Source organism: Dyella sp. SG562, from assembly GCF_011759495.1.
In the GTDB taxonomy this organism is placed as follows: Bacteria; Pseudomonadota; Gammaproteobacteria; order Xanthomonadales; family Rhodanobacteraceae; genus Dyella_D; species Dyella_D marensis.
Map to the genome: position 1 here is coordinate 1 of NZ_JAAOYS010000024.1, position 15,897 is coordinate 15,897.

Annotated in this window: 12 protein-coding genes, 1 tRNA gene and 1 pseudogene; all 14 read left to right on the forward strand. The window is 64.7% G+C overall.

What is annotated here, in order from left to right; all coding sequences use genetic code 11:
• Positions 1-91 (forward strand): annotated as a pseudogene (locus tag FHW84_RS22820) (elongation factor Tu); the annotation flags it as partial.
• Positions 92-188: 97 nt separating this feature from the next.
• Positions 189-264: transfer RNA gene (locus FHW84_RS22825), tRNA-Trp, on the forward strand.
• An 81-nt stretch (positions 265-345) separates the two neighbouring features.
• Positions 346-756, forward strand: coding sequence for a preprotein translocase subunit SecE (secE, locus tag FHW84_RS22830; protein WP_167258782.1), 411 nt, complete (start codon positions 346-348; stop codon positions 754-756).
• A gap of 10 nt (positions 757-766) precedes the next feature.
• Positions 767-1,327: a transcription termination/antitermination protein NusG gene (nusG, locus tag FHW84_RS22835; protein ID WP_026633438.1), complete on the forward strand. Its 561-nt coding sequence runs from the start codon at positions 767-769 to the stop codon at positions 1,325-1,327.
• Between the two features lie 181 nt (positions 1,328-1,508).
• Positions 1,509-1,937: a 50S ribosomal protein L11 gene (gene rplK, locus FHW84_RS22840; RefSeq protein ID WP_167258784.1), complete on the forward strand. Its 429-nt coding sequence runs from the start codon at positions 1,509-1,511 to the stop codon at positions 1,935-1,937.
• Positions 1,938-1,940: 3 nt separating this feature from the next.
• A complete protein-coding gene (rplA, locus tag FHW84_RS22845) occupies positions 1,941-2,648 on the forward strand; it encodes a 50S ribosomal protein L1 (RefSeq protein ID WP_167258786.1) in 708 nt (235 codons plus the stop codon).
• A 340-nt stretch (positions 2,649-2,988) separates the two neighbouring features.
• Positions 2,989-3,516 (forward strand): 50S ribosomal protein L10, encoded by a 528-nt coding sequence (gene rplJ / locus FHW84_RS22850; RefSeq protein WP_167258788.1) that lies wholly within the window; start codon positions 2,989-2,991, stop codon positions 3,514-3,516.
• 52 nt (positions 3,517-3,568) lie between these two features.
• Positions 3,569-3,940, forward strand: coding sequence for a 50S ribosomal protein L7/L12 (gene rplL, locus FHW84_RS22855; RefSeq protein WP_167258790.1), 372 nt, complete (start codon positions 3,569-3,571; stop codon positions 3,938-3,940).
• Between the two features lie 231 nt (positions 3,941-4,171).
• Positions 4,172-8,329 carry a DNA-directed RNA polymerase subunit beta gene (gene rpoB, locus FHW84_RS22860; RefSeq protein ID WP_167258792.1) on the forward strand — a complete coding sequence of 1,386 codons (4,158 nt, stop codon included), beginning with the start codon at positions 4,172-4,174 and terminating at the stop codon, positions 8,327-8,329.
• 25 nt (positions 8,330-8,354) lie between these two features.
• Positions 8,355-12,569 carry a DNA-directed RNA polymerase subunit beta' gene (gene rpoC, locus FHW84_RS22865; protein WP_167258794.1) on the forward strand — a complete coding sequence of 1,405 codons (4,215 nt, stop codon included), beginning with the start codon at positions 8,355-8,357 and terminating at the stop codon, positions 12,567-12,569.
• Positions 12,570-12,748: 179 nt separating this feature from the next.
• Positions 12,749-13,123, forward strand: coding sequence for a 30S ribosomal protein S12 (rpsL, locus tag FHW84_RS22870; RefSeq protein WP_026633431.1), 375 nt, complete (start codon positions 12,749-12,751; stop codon positions 13,121-13,123).
• Between the two features lie 21 nt (positions 13,124-13,144).
• Positions 13,145-13,612 (forward strand): 30S ribosomal protein S7, encoded by a 468-nt coding sequence (gene rpsG, locus FHW84_RS22875; protein WP_167258796.1) that lies wholly within the window; start codon positions 13,145-13,147, stop codon positions 13,610-13,612.
• A 26-nt stretch (positions 13,613-13,638) separates the two neighbouring features.
• Complete coding sequence (fusA, locus tag FHW84_RS22880) at positions 13,639-15,756, forward strand: elongation factor G (protein WP_167258798.1); 2,118 nt, start codon at positions 13,639-13,641, stop codon at positions 15,754-15,756.
• A 47-nt stretch (positions 15,757-15,803) separates the two neighbouring features.
• Positions 15,804-15,897 (forward strand): GTP-binding protein (locus tag FHW84_RS22885; RefSeq protein WP_005434227.1); only part of this gene is annotated, 94 nt, incomplete at its 3' end.

A 15,897-nucleotide genomic window follows, 5' to 3' on the forward strand; every position in this document is an offset into this window, starting at 1 on the left:
GCCGATCGCGATGACGGACGGCCTGCGCTTCGCGATCCGCGAAGGTGGCCGCACCGTCGGCGCCGGCGTCGTCGCCAAGATCACCAAGTAAGTAGTATCATTGGGAGTCGCCCGCCGTGCGGGCTGTGGGATGCCAGGCCGGCATCCCGCAGCAGGCCAGGCGCGCGGCTCCACTGATTTTCAAACGTACGCCAGTAGCTCAATTGGCAGAGCAGCGGTCTCCAAAACCGCAGGTTGGGGGTTCGAGTCCCTCCTGGCGTGCCACCTTCCCGAGGACCGAAGACGGGTGGCGAGTGGTATCCGGGGCTTCGGGGCCCGGTTGCCGGCTCTTATCCGATCGCTTGCATGAATACCAAGGCAGAACAGCCCAAGGGCGCTAACCTCAAGGAGGCGGGCGCCGCCGACATCGCCAAGCTGGTGCTTGCCGTGCTGGTGCTGGTCGCCGGTGTCTTTGCGTACTCCTGGTACAGCAACGATGCGAGCGTCCCCGGCTCGGTGCGCCTGGTTGGCGTGCTGGTGGCCCTGGTCGCGGCGCTCGGCATTGCCGCCACGACCGCGCTCGGCCGCCGCGTCCGCTCCTTCCTGGGCGAGTCCCAGTTCGAAATGCGCAAGGTGGTCTGGCCGAAGCGTGACGAGACGCTCAAGACCACCGGCATCATCATCGTCGTGGTGGTCGTTCTCTCCCTGCTGCTGGGCGTGATCGACCTCATCCTCAAGTCGGTCGTGCTCGACTGGCTGCTCAAGCTGGGTTCGTGAGGTAAAGAGCATGAGCAAGCGTTGGTATGTGGTGCACGCCTATTCGGGCTTCGAAAACCAGGTGCGCAAGTCGCTGGTCGAGCGCATTCAGCGCGCCGGCATGGAAGAGCGCTTCGGCGAAGTGCTGGTGCCGACCGAGGAAGTGATCGAGATGCGCGGCGGCCAGAAGCGCCGCAGCGATCGCAAGTTCTTCCCGGGCTACGTGCTGGTGCAGATCGAGACCGACACCGAGGGCAAGGCCCCCCGGATCGACGACGAATGCTGGCACCTGGTCAAGGAAACCCCCAAGGTGATGGGCTTCATCGGCGGTACCGCCGACCGCCCGCTGCCGATCCGCGACAGCGAAGCCGACAACATCCTCAGCCGCGTCCGCGAGGGCGTGGAGAAGCCGAAGCCAAAGGTCCTGTTTGAGCCGGGTGAAATGGTCCGCGTGACCGACGGCCCGTTCAACGACTTCAACGGCGTGGTCGAGGAAGTCAACTACGAGAAGAGCCGCCTGCGCGTTGCGGTGCTCATCTTCGGCCGTTCGACCCCGGTCGAGCTCGAATTCGGACAGGTCGAGAAGGCCTGACGCAAGCTCCGGCACGGGGCTTGCTTAAAACTTGATCACTCCGTAAACTACGCGGTTCACGCCGGGGCATTTCGCTCGGCGTGTCCGTATTTCTCGGTTCGCTGGAGCGCGGACCGCCCTACATCCAGGGAATGTGCACTGCGAGGAGCCGCAAGGCGCCCGAACTCGCGAGGAAAATCCAATGGCAAAGAAAGTCGTCGGTTACATCAAGCTGCAGGTCAAGGCCGGCCAGGCCAACCCGTCGCCGCCGGTGGGCCCCGCCCTCGGCCAGCGCGGCCTGAACATCATGGAATTCTGCAAGGCGTTCAATGCCGCCACGCAGAAGATGGAACCGGGCATGCCGATTCCCGTGATCATCACGGCCTATTCGGACCGCAGCTTCACCTTCATCACCAAGACCCCCCCGGCCTCCGTGCTCATCAAGAAGGTCACGGGCATCGCCAAGGGTTCGTCGAAGCCGAATACCGACAAGGTCGGCAAGATCACCCGCAAGCAGCTGGAAGACGTTGCGAAGCAGAAGGAGCCGGATCTCACGGCTGCCGATCTGGATGCCGCCGTGCGCACCATCGCCGGCAGCGCGCGCAGCATGGGCTTCGTGGTGGAGGGTTAAGACATGGCAAAGATCACCAAGCGTTTGAAGGCCGCCCAGGCGGCGGTGCAGCCGGGCAAGCTCTATGGCCTGGAAGAAGCCCTGAAGATCGTCAAGGACAACGCCAAGGCCAAGTTCGCCGAGTCGGTGGACGTGGCGGTGCGCCTCGGCATCGATGCGAAGAAGTCCGACCAGGGCGTGCGCGGCTCCTCGCTGCTGCCGCACGGCACCGGCAAGACCATCAAGGTCGCCGTGTTCGTGCCGGCCGGTGAGAAGGCCGAGGCCGCCAAGGCCGCCGGCGCCGACGCCGTCGGCATGGACGACCTGGCCGAGCGCATGCAGGCCGGCGATCTCGACTTCGGTCGCGTCATCGCCACGCCGGACGCGATGCGCGTCGTCGGCAAGCTGGGCCAGCTGCTCGGCCCGCGCGGCCTGATGCCGAATCCGAAGGACGGCTCGGTCACCGCCGACGTCGCCACCGCGGTGAAGAATGCCAAGGCCGGCCAGGTGAAGTTCCGCAACGACAAGGCGGGCATCATCCACGCCACCATCGGCAAGGCCAGCTTCGAGGCCGCGCAGCTCGCCGACAACCTCAATGCGCTCATCGCCGACCTGCTGAAGGCCAAGCCTTCCACGGCGAAGGGCCAGTACCTGCAGAAGATCGCCCTGTCCAGCACGATGGGCGTGGGCGTTCCGGTCGACACCTCCACCGTGGCTGTGTCGGCCAAGTAAGTCATCAAGTCCTGCGCCGGCGATGCTGGCGCAGGCATGTTTTTGAGGGCAGGTGGCGTTCTTCCCGAGCGTCGCCGCCGTCAAAGACCGCAGGCGCGATCAGCGCGCGACGACGACGAGCAGGGAGCTCGTATTGGCATGGAATCGCCGTCGTCGGCAGCGGGGTCGCTTAATCGGTTCCCTGGTGGATCCGGCCTGCGCAGATGGTGCTGCCCCTTCTGGAATTTGTTCTGGAAAGGCCACCACCCGGGATCCCTCAGGATCCCCGACGTCACGGAAGGCGTCGCCCAGGACCGCAAGCGGCAGGAGTCGCAAGCGGATTTCAAAGTGGAGGAGTGATATGGCTCTGAATCTCTCTCAGAAGCAAGAAGTAGTCGCCGAACTGGCAGAAGTTGCCGCGAAGGCTCACTCCTTGGTCGCTGCCGAGTACGCGGGCACCACGGTCGAACAAATGACCGCGATGCGCAAGAAGGCCCGCGAAAGCGGCGTGTTCCTCAAGGTTGTGAAGAACACGCTGGCGTCGCGCGCCGTCGGTGGTACCGAGTTCGAGGTCGTCAAGGACGCCCTGACCGGTCCGCTGCTGTACGCGTTCTCGATGGAGGAGCCCGGCGCTGCCGGTCGCCTGATCAAGGAATTCGCCAAGAGCAACGACAAGCTCAAGCCCCGCGTGGTTTCCGTGGAAGGCAAGCTGTTCCCGGCCGCCCATGTGGACGTGCTGGCCTCGCTGCCGACCCGCGAAGAAGCCCTCGCCATGCTGGCCCGCGTGCTGGCCGAGCCCGCTGCGATGTTTGCCCGCGCCGTCAAGGCCGTGGCCGACAAGCAGGGTGGCGGCGAAGCGGCTCCGGCCGAGGCCGCGGCTGAAGCTTGATCGCTCAGTTCGACGAAATTTCTAACCGAATCAATTTCCAGAGGTAATCAAAATGTCCCTGACCAACGAACAGATCGTTGAAGCCGTCGCCGCCAAGTCGCTGATGGAAGTGATGGAGCTGGTGAAGGCCATCGAAGAGAAGTTTGGCGTGTCCGCCGCCGCCCCGGTCATGATGGCCGCCGGCCCGGCCGCCGCTGGCCCGGCTGCCGAAGAGCAGACCGAGTTCGACGTCATCCTGAAGAGCGCCGGCGACAAGAAGGTCGACGTGATCAAGGCCGTCCGCGCCATCACCGGCCTGGGCCTGAAGGAAGCGAAGGACCTGACCGAGGCCGGTGGCGTCGTGAAGGAAGCCGCTTCGAAGGACGACGCTGCGAAGTTCAAGAAGGACCTCGAAGCTGCCGGCGCCACGGTCGAACTGAAGTAATCGGCGCTCTTGCGCGCCGTCAGTTTGATCTAGCGTCAAGCAAGCCTGGGAGCGAAAGCTCCCGGGCTTTGCCTGCTTTAAATGATGCGGGAATAGGGAATGGAGAATAGGGAATCGGAAAGCCCGGCATAGCTCTTGCCGATTGACGATTCCCCATTCTCGATTCCCTGCAATTTCATTCAGCCGGTGTGTGCACCACCGGCGTCACTGCGAACCGAGGCGGTACCCACCATGACCTACTCGTTTACCGAGAAGAAGCGCATCCGCAAGGATTTCGGCAAGCGTCCCCCCGTACTGGGGGTGCCGAACCTGCTGACCATCCAGACCGATTCCTACAGGGAGTTCCTGCAGGAGCAGGTCGCGCCGAAACAGCGCGACGACAAGGGTCTGCACGCCGCGCTGAAGTCGGTCTTCCCGATCGTCAGCTATTCCGGCAATGCGGCTCTGGAATACGTCGACTATCGACTGGGCGAGCCCGCGTTCGACGAGCGCGAATGCCGCAACCGCGGCATGACCTTCGGCGCGCCGCTGCGCGTCACCGTGCGCCTGGTCATCTACGACAAGGACAGCCCGGCGTCGAAGAAGGCCGTCAAGTACGTGAAGGAGCAGGAGGTCTACATGGGCGAGATTCCGCTCATGACCGACACCGGCACCTTCATCATCAACGGCACCGAGCGCGTCATCGTCTCGCAGCTGCACCGTTCGCCGGGCGTGTTCTTCGACCACGACCGCGGCAAGACGCACAGCTCGGGCAAGCTGCTGTTCTCGGCCCGCGTGATCCCCTACCGCGGCTCCTGGCTGGACTTCGAGTTCGACCCGAAGGACGCGCTGTACACCCGTATCGACCGTCGCCGCAAGCTGCCGGTGACGGTGCTGCTGCGCGCGCTGGGCTACTCCAACGAAGAGATGCTCGACATCTTCTTCGAGCACAACGTGTTCCACCTGGGCAAGAAGGGCGGCACCACGCTGGAGCTCGTCGCCGAGCGCCTGCGCGGCGAAACGCTGACCTTCGACCTGGTCGTGGGCGACAAGGTGCTGGTGGAAGCCGGCAAGCGCATCACCGCACGCCACGTCCGCCAGCTGGCGGCCGAGAACATCACCGCGCTGGAAGTGCCGGACGACTACCCGGTCGGCCGCATCCTGGCGGTCGACATCGTTGACTCCAAGACCGGCGAGCTGCTGGCCTCGGCCAACGACGAGATCACCGCCGACCAGCTCGAGAACTTCCGCAAGGCCGGCATCGAGACGGTGCCGACCCTGTACGTGAACGACCTCGACCGCGGCGCGTACGTCTCGCACACCTTGCGCATCGACAACACCAAGACGCAGCTCGAGGCGCTGGTGGAGATCTACCGCATGATGCGCCCGGGCGAGCCGCCGACTAAGGACGCCGCGCAAAACCTGTTCTACAACCTGTTCTTCACCTTCGACCGCTACGACCTGTCGGCCGTCGGCCGCATGAAGTTCAACCGCCGCGTCGGCCGCAAGGAGATCGTCGGCCCGGGCGTGCTGTACGACCACAAGTACTTCAGCGAGCGCAAGGAAGAGGAAGCGCAGAACCTGGTGCAGTCGCAGGGCGACAGCTCCGACATCCTCGACGTGCTGAAGGTGCTGATCGACATCAAGAACGGCCACGGCACGGTCGACGACATCGACCACCTGGGCAACCGCCGCGTGCGTTCCGTGGGCGAAATGGCGGAGAACACCTTCCGCATCGGCCTGGTGCGCGTCGAGCGCGCCGTGCGCGAGCGCCTGTCGCTGGCCGAGTCCGAGGGCCTGACCCCGCAGGAACTGATCAACGCCAAGCCGGTCGCGGCGGCGGTGAAGGAGTTCTTCGGCTCCTCGCAGCTCAGCCAGTTCATGGACCAGAACAACCCGCTGTCGGAAGTGACGCACAAGCGCCGCGTCTCGGCCCTCGGTCCGGGCGGCCTGACCCGCGAGCGCGCCGGCTTCGAAGTGCGCGACGTGCACCCGACCCATTACGGCCGCGTCTGCACCATCGAAACGCCGGAAGGCCCGAACATCGGCCTGATCAACTCGCTGGCCGTGTACGCCCGCACCAATGCCTACGGCTTCCTGGAGACGCCGTACCGCAAGGTCGAGAACGGCAAGGTCACCGACAAGGTGGACTACCTGTCGGCGATCGAGGAGGGTGACCACGTGATCGCCCAGGCGAACTCGCCGCTGAAGGACGGCCGCTTCGTCGAAGACTTCGTGTCCTGCCGCTTCCGCGGCGAGTCCGAGCTGCGTCCGGCGTCCGAAGTCGGCTACATGGACGTGTCGCCGATGCAGACCGTGTCGGTGGCGGCGGCGCTGGTGCCGTTCCTGGAGCACGACGACGCCAACCGCGCGCTGATGGGCGCGAACATGCAGCGCCAGGCCGTGCCGACGCTGCGTTCGCAGACCCCGCTGGTCGGTACCGGCATCGAGCGCGCCGTGGCGCGCGACTCGGGCGTGATCGTCACCGCCAAGCGCGGCGGCGTGATCGACCAGGTCGACGCCGGCCGTATCGTGGTGCGCGTCAATGAGAGCGAAGTCGGCGACAACGACGCCGGCGTCGATATCTACACGCTGACCAAGTACACCCGTTCCAACCAGAACACCAACCTCAACCAGCGTCCGCTGGTGAACGTGGGCGACGTGGTGGCGAAGGGCGACACGCTGGCCGACGGTTCGTCGACCGACCTGGGCGAGCTCGCGCTCGGCCAGAACATGCTGATCGCCTTCATGCCGTGGAACGGCTACAACTTCGAAGACTCGATCCTGCTGTCCGAGCGCGTCGTGCAGGAAGACCGCTACACCTCGATCCACATCGAGGAGCTGGCCTGCATCGCGCGCGACACCAAGCTGGGCGCCGAGGAAATCACCGCCGACATCCCGAACGTGGGCGAGCAGGCGCTGGCGCGCCTGGACGAATCCGGCATCGTGTACATCGGCGCCGAGGTGAAGGCGGGCGACATCCTGGTCGGCAAGGTCACGCCCAAGGGCGAAAGCCAGCTGACCCCGGAAGAGAAGCTGCTGCGCGCGATCTTCGGCGAGAAGGCTTCGGACGTGAAGGACAGCTCGCTGCGCGTGCCGCCGGGCATGGACGGCACCGTCATCGACGTGCAGGTGTTCACCCGCGACGGCATCGAGAAGGACAAGCGCGCGAAGCAGATCGAGGAAATGGAAGTCAAGCGCATCCGCAAGGACCTTGACGACCAGTTCCGCATCCTCGAGGGCGCCATCTACAACCGCATGCGCACGCAGCTGGTCGGCAAGATCGCCAACAGCGGCCCGGGCGGCCTGAAGCGCGGTGCCGAAGTCACCGACGCCTACCTGGACAGCCTGAAGAAGGACGACTGGTTCAAGGTCAACGTCAAGGACGAGGACGTCACCGAGTTCCTCGAGCGCGCGGCCGACCAGGTCAAGCGCCACCGCGAGGAGTTCGACAAGCGCTTCAAGGAGAAGCAGGGCAAGATCACCCAGGGCGACGACCTCGCGCCGGGCGTGCTGAAGATGGTCAAGGTGTTCCTGGCCGTGAAGCGCCGCATCCAGCCGGGCGACAAGATGGCCGGCCGTCACGGCAACAAGGGCGTGGTGTCCAACGTGGTGCCGGTCGAGGACATGCCGTTCATGGCGGACGGCACCTCGGTCGACATCGTGCTGAACCCGCTGGGCGTGCCCTCGCGTATGAACATCGGCCAGATTCTGGAAGTGCATCTCGGCTGGGCCGCCAAGGGCCTGGGCAAGAAGATCCAGAAGATGCTCGAAGCGCAGGCCAAGGTGGCGCAGATCCGCGAATTCCTGGATCAGATCTACAACCACCATGTGGCTGGCGCCGTGCAGCACGTCGACCTGAAGTCGCTGACCGACGAAGAAATCTTCACCCTGGCCGACAACCTGCAGGAAGGCGTGCCGATGGCCACGCCGGTGTTCGACGGCGCCGAAGAGTCCGAGCTGAAGGCGATGCTGCGCCTGGCGGATCTGCCCGAGTCGGGCCAGACCACGCTGTTCGACGGCCGTACCGGCGAAGCGTTCGACCGTCCGGTCACCGTCGGCTACATGCACTACCTGAAGCTGAACCACCTGGTCGACGACAAGATGCACGCGCGTTCCACCGGTCCGTACTCGCTCGTCACCCAGCAGCCGCTGGGCGGCAAGGCGCAGTTCGGCGGTCAGCGCTTCGGCGAAATGGAAGTCTGGGCGCTGGAAGCCTACGGCGCGGCCTACACCCTGCAGGAAATGCTGACGGTGAAGTCCGACGACGTGCAGGGCCGCAACCAGATGTACAAGAACATCGTCGACGGCAACCACGAGATGGCGGCCGGCATGCCGGAGTCCTTCAACGTGCTCGTGAAGGAAATCCGCTCGCTCGGCATCGACATCGACCTGGAAGAGATCAAGTAACCCCTGGGTTACAGGAGCTTATGCAATGAAAGATTTGCTCAATCTGTTCAACCAGCAGCGCGCCACGCCCGATTTCGATTCGATCAAGATCGCGCTGGCCTCGCCGGAGTTGATCCGTTCCTGGTCGTACGGTGAAGTGAAGAAGCCGGAGACCATCAACTACCGCACCTTCAAGCCGGAGCGCGACGGCCTGTTCTGCGCCGCCATCTTCGGCCCGGTGAAGGACTACGAGTGCCTGTGCGGCAAGTACAAGCGCATGAAGCACCGCGGCGTGGTCTGCGAAAAGTGCGGCACCGAGGTCACCCTGGCCAAGGTGCGCCGCGAGCGCATGGGCCACATCGAGCTGGCCAGCCCGACCGCGCACATCTGGTTCCTCAAGTCGCTGCCGTCGCGCATCGGCCTGATGCTGGACATGACCCTGCGCGACATCGAGCGCATCCTGTACTTCGAGGCCTTCGTGGTGATCGATCCGGGTCTGACCGCGCTCGAGCGCGGCCAGCTGCTGAGCGAGGACCAGTACCTCGAAGCCGTGGAAGAGCACGGCGACGAGTTCGACGCGCGCATGGGCGCCGAGGCGGTGTACGAGCTGCTGAAGTCGCTCGACCTGCCGGGCGAAGTGGTGCGCCTGAAGGAAGAGATCTCCTCGACCAACTCCGAGACCAAGCTCAAGCGCCTCACCAAGCGCGTGAAGCTGATCGAGGCGTTCCTGGAGTCCGGCAACCGTCCGGAGTGGATGGTGCTGACCGTGCTGCCGGTGCTGCCGCCGGACCTGCGTCCGCTGGTCCCGCTGGACGGCGGCCGCTTCGCGACCTCCGACCTCAACGACCTGTACCGCCGCGTCATCAACCGCAACAACCGCCTCAAGCGCCTGCTCGAGCTCAATGCGCCCGACATCATCGTGCGCAACGAGAAGCGCATGCTGCAGGAATCGGTCGACGCGCTGCTCGACAACGGCCGCCGCGGCCGTGCCATCACCGGCACCAACAAGCGTGCGCTGAAGTCGCTGGCCGACATGATCAAGGGCAAGCAGGGCCGCTTCCGCCAGAACCTGCTCGGCAAGCGCGTGGACTACTCCGGTCGTTCGGTGATCGTGGTGGGCCCGACCCTGCGCCTGCACCAGTGCGGGTTGCCTAAGAAGATGGCGCTCGAGCTGTTCAAGCCTTTCATCTTCGCCAAGCTGCAGGCGCGCGGCGAGGCGACCACCATCAAGGCCGCCAAGAAGCTCGTCGAGCGCGAGGAAGGCCAGGTGTGGGACATCCTCGAGGACGTGATCCGCGAGCATCCGGTGCTGCTGAACCGCGCGCCGACCCTGCACCGCCTGGGCATCCAGGCGTTCGAGCCGGTGCTGATCGAAGGCAAGGCGATCCAGCTGCACCCGCTGGTCTGTACCGCCTTCAACGCCGACTTCGACGGCGACCAGATGGCCGTGCACGTGCCGCTGTCGATCGAGGCGCAGCTGGAAGCGCGCGCCCTGATGATGTCCTCGAACAACATCCTGTCGCCCGCCAACGGCGAGCCGATCATCGTGCCGACCCAGGACGTGGTGCTGGGCCTGTACTACATGACCCGCGAGCTGGTGAACGCCAAGGGCACCGGCATGGTGTTCTCGAGCATCAGCGAAGTGCGTCGCGCCTACGACAACCGCGCGGTGGAACTGCACGCCAAGATCAAGGTGCGCATGACCATCACGCAGATCGACGAGGAAGGCAACCGCAGCAGCTCCGTGCAGCTGGCGGAGACCACCGTCGGCCGCGCGCTGCTGGCCGAGATCCTGCCGGAAGGCCTGCCGTTCTCGCTGGCCAACACCGAGCTGACCAAGAAGGCCATCTCGCGCCTGATCAACTCCAGCTACCGCCTGCTGGGCCTGAAGGACACCGTGGTGTTCGCGGACAAGCTGATGTACACCGGCTTCCGCTTCGCGACCCGCGCCGGCATCTCGATCGGCATCGATGACATGATCATCCCCGAGCAGAAGAAGCCGATCCTGGAAGAGGCCGAGAAGGAAGTGGTCGAGATCCAGGAGCAGTACCAGTCGGGCCTGGTCACCGCCGGCGAGCGCTACAACAAGGTGGTCGACATCTGGTCGCGCACCAACGAGCTGGTGGCCAAGGCGATGATCGACGGCATCGGCACCGAGAAGGTGACCAATGCCAAGGGCGAGATCGTCGCCCAGAAGTCGATGAACTCGCTGTACATCATGGCCGACTCCGGCGCGCGTGGCTCGGTGGCGCAGATCCGCCAGCTGGCCGGCATGCGCGGCCTGATGGCCCGTCCGGACGGCTCGATCATCGAGACCCCGATCAAGGCCAACTTCCGCGAAGGCCTGAACGTGCTGCAGTACTTCAACTCCACCCACGGTGCCCGTAAGGGCCTGGCGGATACGGCGCTGAAGACCGCCAACTCGGGTTACCTGACCCGCCGCCTGGTGGACGTGGCGCAGGACGTGGTGATCACCTCCCTCGACTGCGGTACCGAGGAAGGCGTGATCATGCAGCCGATCGTGGAAGGCGGCGACGTGGTCGAGCCGCTGCGCGAGCGCGTGCTGGGCCGCGTGGTGGTCGAGGACGTGTACGGCCCGGGCGAGGACAACGAGCCGATCGTCACCCGCGACACCCTGCTGGACGAAGCCCTGGTCGAGAAGCTCGACAAGGCCGGCGTGCAGTCGATCAAGGTGCGCTCGCCGATCACCTGCCAGGCTTCGCATGGCGTGTGCGCGCTGTGCTACGGCCGCGATCTGGCCCGTGGCCACCTGGTCAACATGGGCGAGGCCGTGGGCGTGGTCGCCGCGCAGTCGATCGGCGAACCCGGCACCCAGCTGACCATGCGTACGTTCCACATCGGTGGCGCGGCTTCGCGTGCGGCGGCGGTGGACAACGTGACGGTGAAGACCACCGGCACGCTGAAGTTCAACAACCTCAAGACCGTGCAGCACGCCCAGGGCCACCTGGTGGCGGTGTCGCGTTCGGGCGAAGTGTCGGTGATCGACGCCAACGGCCGCGAGCGCGAGCGCTACAAGGTGCCGTACGGCTCGACCATCGCGGTCAAGGACGGCGACCCGGTCAAGGCCGGCCAGACCGTGGCCAACTGGGATCCGCATACCCATCCGATCGTGTCGGAAGTGGCCGGTACCGTGCGCTTCATCGACTTCATCGATGGCGTCACCGTGCAGAGCCAGACCGACGAGCTGACCGGCCTGGAGTCGGCGGTGGTGACCGATCCGAAGCGTCGCGGTACCGCGGCCAAGGACCTGCGCCCGATCGTCCGCCTGGAAGACAGCAAGGGCCGCGAGCTCAAGCTGCCCGGCACCGACGTGCCGGCGCAGTACATGCTGCCGGCCGGCGCGATCGTGTCGATCCAGAACGGCGCCGAAGTGGGCGTGGGCGACGTGGTTGCCCGTATCCCGCAGGAAACCTCCAAGACCCGCGACATCACCGGCGGTCTGCCCCGCGTGGCCGACCTGTTCGAAGCGCGCAAGCCGAAGGAGCCGGCGATCCTGGCCGAGCGCTCCGGCGTGGTCAGCTTCGGCAAGGACACCAAGGGCAAGCAGCGCCTGATCATCAAGGACTCCGACGGCAATGAGCACGAGGAGCTGATCCCGAAGTGGCGGCAGGTCATCGTGTTCGAAGGCGAGCACGTGGAGAAGGGCGAAACCGTGGTGGACGGCGAGCCGAATCCGCACGACATCCTGCGCCTGCTGGGTGTCGAGCCGCTGGCTTCGTACCTGGTCAAGGAAATCCAGGACGTCTACCGCCTGCAGGGCGTGAAGATCAACGACAAGCACATCGAAACGATCATTCGCCAGATGCTGCGCAAGGTTGAGATCACCGAGGCGGGCGACAGCCATTACCTTCGCGGCGAACAGGTCGAGCGTGTCCGCATCAATGCGGAAAACGACCGCGCCAGCTCGCGCAACGAGCGTCCGGCGGACTTCCAGTCGGTGCTGCTGGGCATCACCAAGGCGTCGCTGGCGACCGAGTCGTTCATCTCGGCCGCTTCGTTCCAGGAGACCACCCGCGTCCTTACCGAGGCGGCGGTCCGTGGCACGCGCGACACCTTGCGGGGCCTGAAGGAAAATGTTATTGTCGGCCGTCTCATCCCGGCAGGTACGGGTTTGGCGTACCACGCGCAGCGTCGTCGCCAGGGCGGTCTTACCGCCGCGGAGCTGGATACCCTTTCCGGCACCGCTTCCCCGGTCTCCTTCGCGGAAGCCACCGTCGGTAGCGACAATGGTTCGGAGTAAGCCCCGTCGGGGACTTGCTCGCTGACATACGAAATGAGGCGCAAGGATTGCGCCTCGTGTTCGAGTCATGGAGGGCAGGGCGTCAGCTTGTCTGTGACGAGCTGCCCATGTTAAATTCCCGCTTCTTGGCAGACCGAGCTGGTTCGGTCTGCCTTTATGTTTCTCAGGAAAAGTTACGCATGTCGACTATCAACCAGTTGGTGCGCAAGTCCCGCAGCCCGAAGAGCTACAAGAGTGCTTCTCCGGCCCTGCAGAACAGCCCGCAGCGCCGCGGCGTTTGCACGCGCGTCTACACCACCACCCCGAAGAAGCCGAATTCGGCCCTGCGTAAGGTTGCCAAGGTGCGCCTGACCAACGGTTACGAAGTCATCAGCTACATCGGCGGCGAAGGCCACAACCTGCAGGAGCACTCGGTGGTGCTCATCCGCGGCGGCCGCGTCAAGGATCTGCCGGGTGTGCGTTATCACACGGTGCGCGGCAGCCTCGACTGCGCCGGCGTCACCAAGCGCCGTCAGTCGCGCTCCAAGTACGGCGCCAAGCGCCCGAAGAGCTAAAGAGCTAGAGGACAACGAGAAATGTCGCGTAAAGGTTCCCATCCCGCCCGCCTGGTCCTGCCGGACCCCAAGCACGGCAGCCAGCTGATCGCCCGCTTCATCAACATGGTGATGAAGAGCGGCAAGAAGTCCGTGGCCGAAGCCATCGTCTATGGTGCGCTCGACCATCTGGGCGAGAAGCACGCCGAGCCGGTCTCGCTGGTCGAGAAGGCGCTGAACAACATTGCCCCCGCGGTCGAGGTGAAGTCCCGCCGCGTCGGTGGTGCCACTTACCAGGTTCCGGTCGAAGTGCGCTCCGGTCGCCGCATGGCGCTGGCCATGCGCTGGGCCATCGAGTCCGCCCGCAAGCGCGGCGAGACCTCGATGCCGCGCAAGCTGGCCGCCGAGCTGCTTGAGGCTTCCGAGAATCGCGGTGGCGCGATCAAGAAGCGCGAAGAGACGCATCGCATGGCCGAGGCCAACAAGGCGTTCTCGCACTACCGCTGGTAAGCAAGTACAGATTCGAGGTTACTACCGTGGCACGCACCACCCCCATCGAGCGCTACCGCAACTTCGGCATCATGGCCCACATCGATGCCGGCAAGACCACGACCACGGAGCGCATCCTGTTCTACACCGGCGTCAGTCACAAGATTGGCGAGGTGCATGACGGTGCGGCAACCATGGACTGGATGGAGCAGGAGCAGGAGCGCGGCATCACCATTACGTCGGCGGCAACGACGGCGTTCTGGAAGGGTATGGATCGTTCCTTGCCCGAGCACCGCTTCAACATCATCGATACCCCCGGGCACGTCGACTTCACCATCGAGGTGGAGCGTTCGTTGCGCGTGCTCGATGGTGCGGTGTTCGTGCTTTGCGCCGTGGGTGGTGTGCAGCCGCAGTCGGAAACCGTGTGGCGCCAGGCCAACAAGTACCACGTGCCGCGCCTCGCGTTCGTCAACAAGATGGACCGCACGGGTGCCAACTTCGAGAAGGTGGTCGAGCAACTGAAGGCGCGCCTGGGTGCGAACCCGGTGCCGATGCAGGTGCCGATCGGCGCCGAAGACAACTTCGAGGGCGTGATCGACCTGCTCAAGATGAAGTCGATCGTCTGGGACATGGAGTCCCAGGGCATGAAGTTCGAATACCAGGACATCCCCGCCAACCTGAAGGAAAAGGCCGCCGAGGCCCATAGCTTCATGGTGGAGGCGGCTGCGGAAGCGTCCGAAGACCTGATGAACAAGTACCTGGAAGAGGGCGACCTCTCCGAGGAAGAGATCATCAGCGGTCTGCGCGCGCGCACGCTGTCCAGCGAGATCATCCCGGTGTTCTGCGGTACCGCGTTCAAGAACAAGGGCGTCCAGGCGATGCTCGACGCGGTGGTGAACCTGCTGCCGTCGCCCGCCGACCGCCCGCCGGTGGCCGGTGTGGACGAGGACGACAAGGAAGCCACCCGCAGCGCCGACGACAACGCGCCGTTCTCCGCGCTGGCGTTCAAGATCATGACCGATCCGTTCGTCGGTTCGCTCACGTTCTTCCGCGTCTACTCGGGCACGCTCAATGCCGGCGATCAGGTGTACAACCCGATCAAGTCGCGCAAGGAGCGCATCGGCCGCATCCTGCAGATGCACGCGAACGAGCGTCAGGAAATCAAGGAAGTCCGCGCCGGCGACATCGCCGCGGCGGTCGGCCTGAAGGACGTGACGACCGGCGATACGCTGTGCTCGCAGGACCACGTGATCACCCTGGAGCGCATGACGTTCCCGGAGCCGGTGATCTCGATGGCGGTGGAGCCGAAGACCAAGTCCGACCAGGAAAAGATGGGCATCGCGCTGGGCCGCCTGGCCGCCGAGGATCCGTCCTTCCGCGTGCGTACGGACGAGGAATCCGGCCAGACCATCATTTCCGGCATGGGCGAGCTGCACCTGGACATCATCGTCGACCGCATGCGTCGCGAGTTCAATGTCGAGGCGAACGTCGGCAAGCCGCAGGTGGCCTACCGCGAAACCATTCGCAAGAGCGACGTCAAGGCGGACTACAAGCACGCCAAGCAGTCCGGCGGTAAGGGCCAGTACGGCCACGTCGTGCTCGAACTGTCGCCGATGTCCGACGAGGACAAGAAGAGCCCGAACGTCAAGGATGATTTCCTCTTCATCAACGAGATCTCCGGCGGCGTGATTCCGAAGGAATTCATCCCGGCGGTTGAAAAGGGTCTGCGCGAAACCATCTCCAGTGGTCCGCTCGCCGGCTATCCGGTGGTGGGCATCAAGGTGAAGCTGGTGTTCGGCTCGTACCATGACGTCGACTCGTCCGAAACCGCGTTCAAGATCGCCGCGTCGATGGGCTTCAAGGAAGGTTTCCGCAAGGCCGATCCGGTCCTGCTCGAGCCGATCATGAAGGTCGAGGTGGTGACGCCGGAAGACTACGTCGGTGACGTGATGGGCGATCTGAGCCGTCGTCGTGGCCTGTTGCAGGGCCAGGACGACACGCCGTCGGGCAAGACCATCAATGCGATGGTGCCGCTCGGCGAGATGTTCGGCTATGCGACCACCATCCGCTCGCTGACCCAGGGTCGCGCTACCTTCACGATGGAGTTCGACCATTACGCCGAGGCGCCGAACAACATCGCCGAGCAGGTCATCAAGAAGGCCTGATAAGGCCTTCCTCCTTCTACAACACAGTTCTTTCAGAGGTTTGAGACATGGCAAAGGGTAAGTTCGAACGCACCAAGCCGCACGTCAACGTCGGCACGATCGGTCACGTGGACCACGGCAAGACGACGCTGACGGCGGCGC

Excerpts from the sequence above, each read along its gene's own strand:
- rpoC (WP_167258794.1), top strand. The coding sequence starts at position 8,355 with ATGAAAGATTTGCTCAATCTGTTCAACCAGCAGCGCGCCACGCCCGAT.
- nusG (WP_026633438.1), top strand. The coding sequence starts at position 767 with ATGAGCAAGCGTTGGTATGTGGTGCACGCCTATTCGGGCTTCGAAAAC.
- rpsG (WP_167258796.1), top strand. The coding sequence starts at position 13,145 with ATGTCGCGTAAAGGTTCCCATCCCGCCCGCCTGGTCCTGCCGGACCCC.
- secE (WP_167258782.1), top strand. The coding sequence starts at position 346 with ATGAATACCAAGGCAGAACAGCCCAAGGGCGCTAACCTCAAGGAGGCG.
- rpoB (WP_167258792.1), top strand. The coding sequence starts at position 4,172 with ATGACCTACTCGTTTACCGAGAAGAAGCGCATCCGCAAGGATTTCGGC.
- rplL (WP_167258790.1), top strand. The coding sequence starts at position 3,569 with ATGTCCCTGACCAACGAACAGATCGTTGAAGCCGTCGCCGCCAAGTCG.
- rplK (WP_167258784.1), top strand. The coding sequence starts at position 1,509 with ATGGCAAAGAAAGTCGTCGGTTACATCAAGCTGCAGGTCAAGGCCGGC.
- rplJ (WP_167258788.1), top strand. The coding sequence starts at position 2,989 with ATGGCTCTGAATCTCTCTCAGAAGCAAGAAGTAGTCGCCGAACTGGCA.
- rpsL (WP_026633431.1), top strand. The coding sequence starts at position 12,749 with ATGTCGACTATCAACCAGTTGGTGCGCAAGTCCCGCAGCCCGAAGAGC.
- rplA (WP_167258786.1), top strand. The coding sequence starts at position 1,941 with ATGGCAAAGATCACCAAGCGTTTGAAGGCCGCCCAGGCGGCGGTGCAG.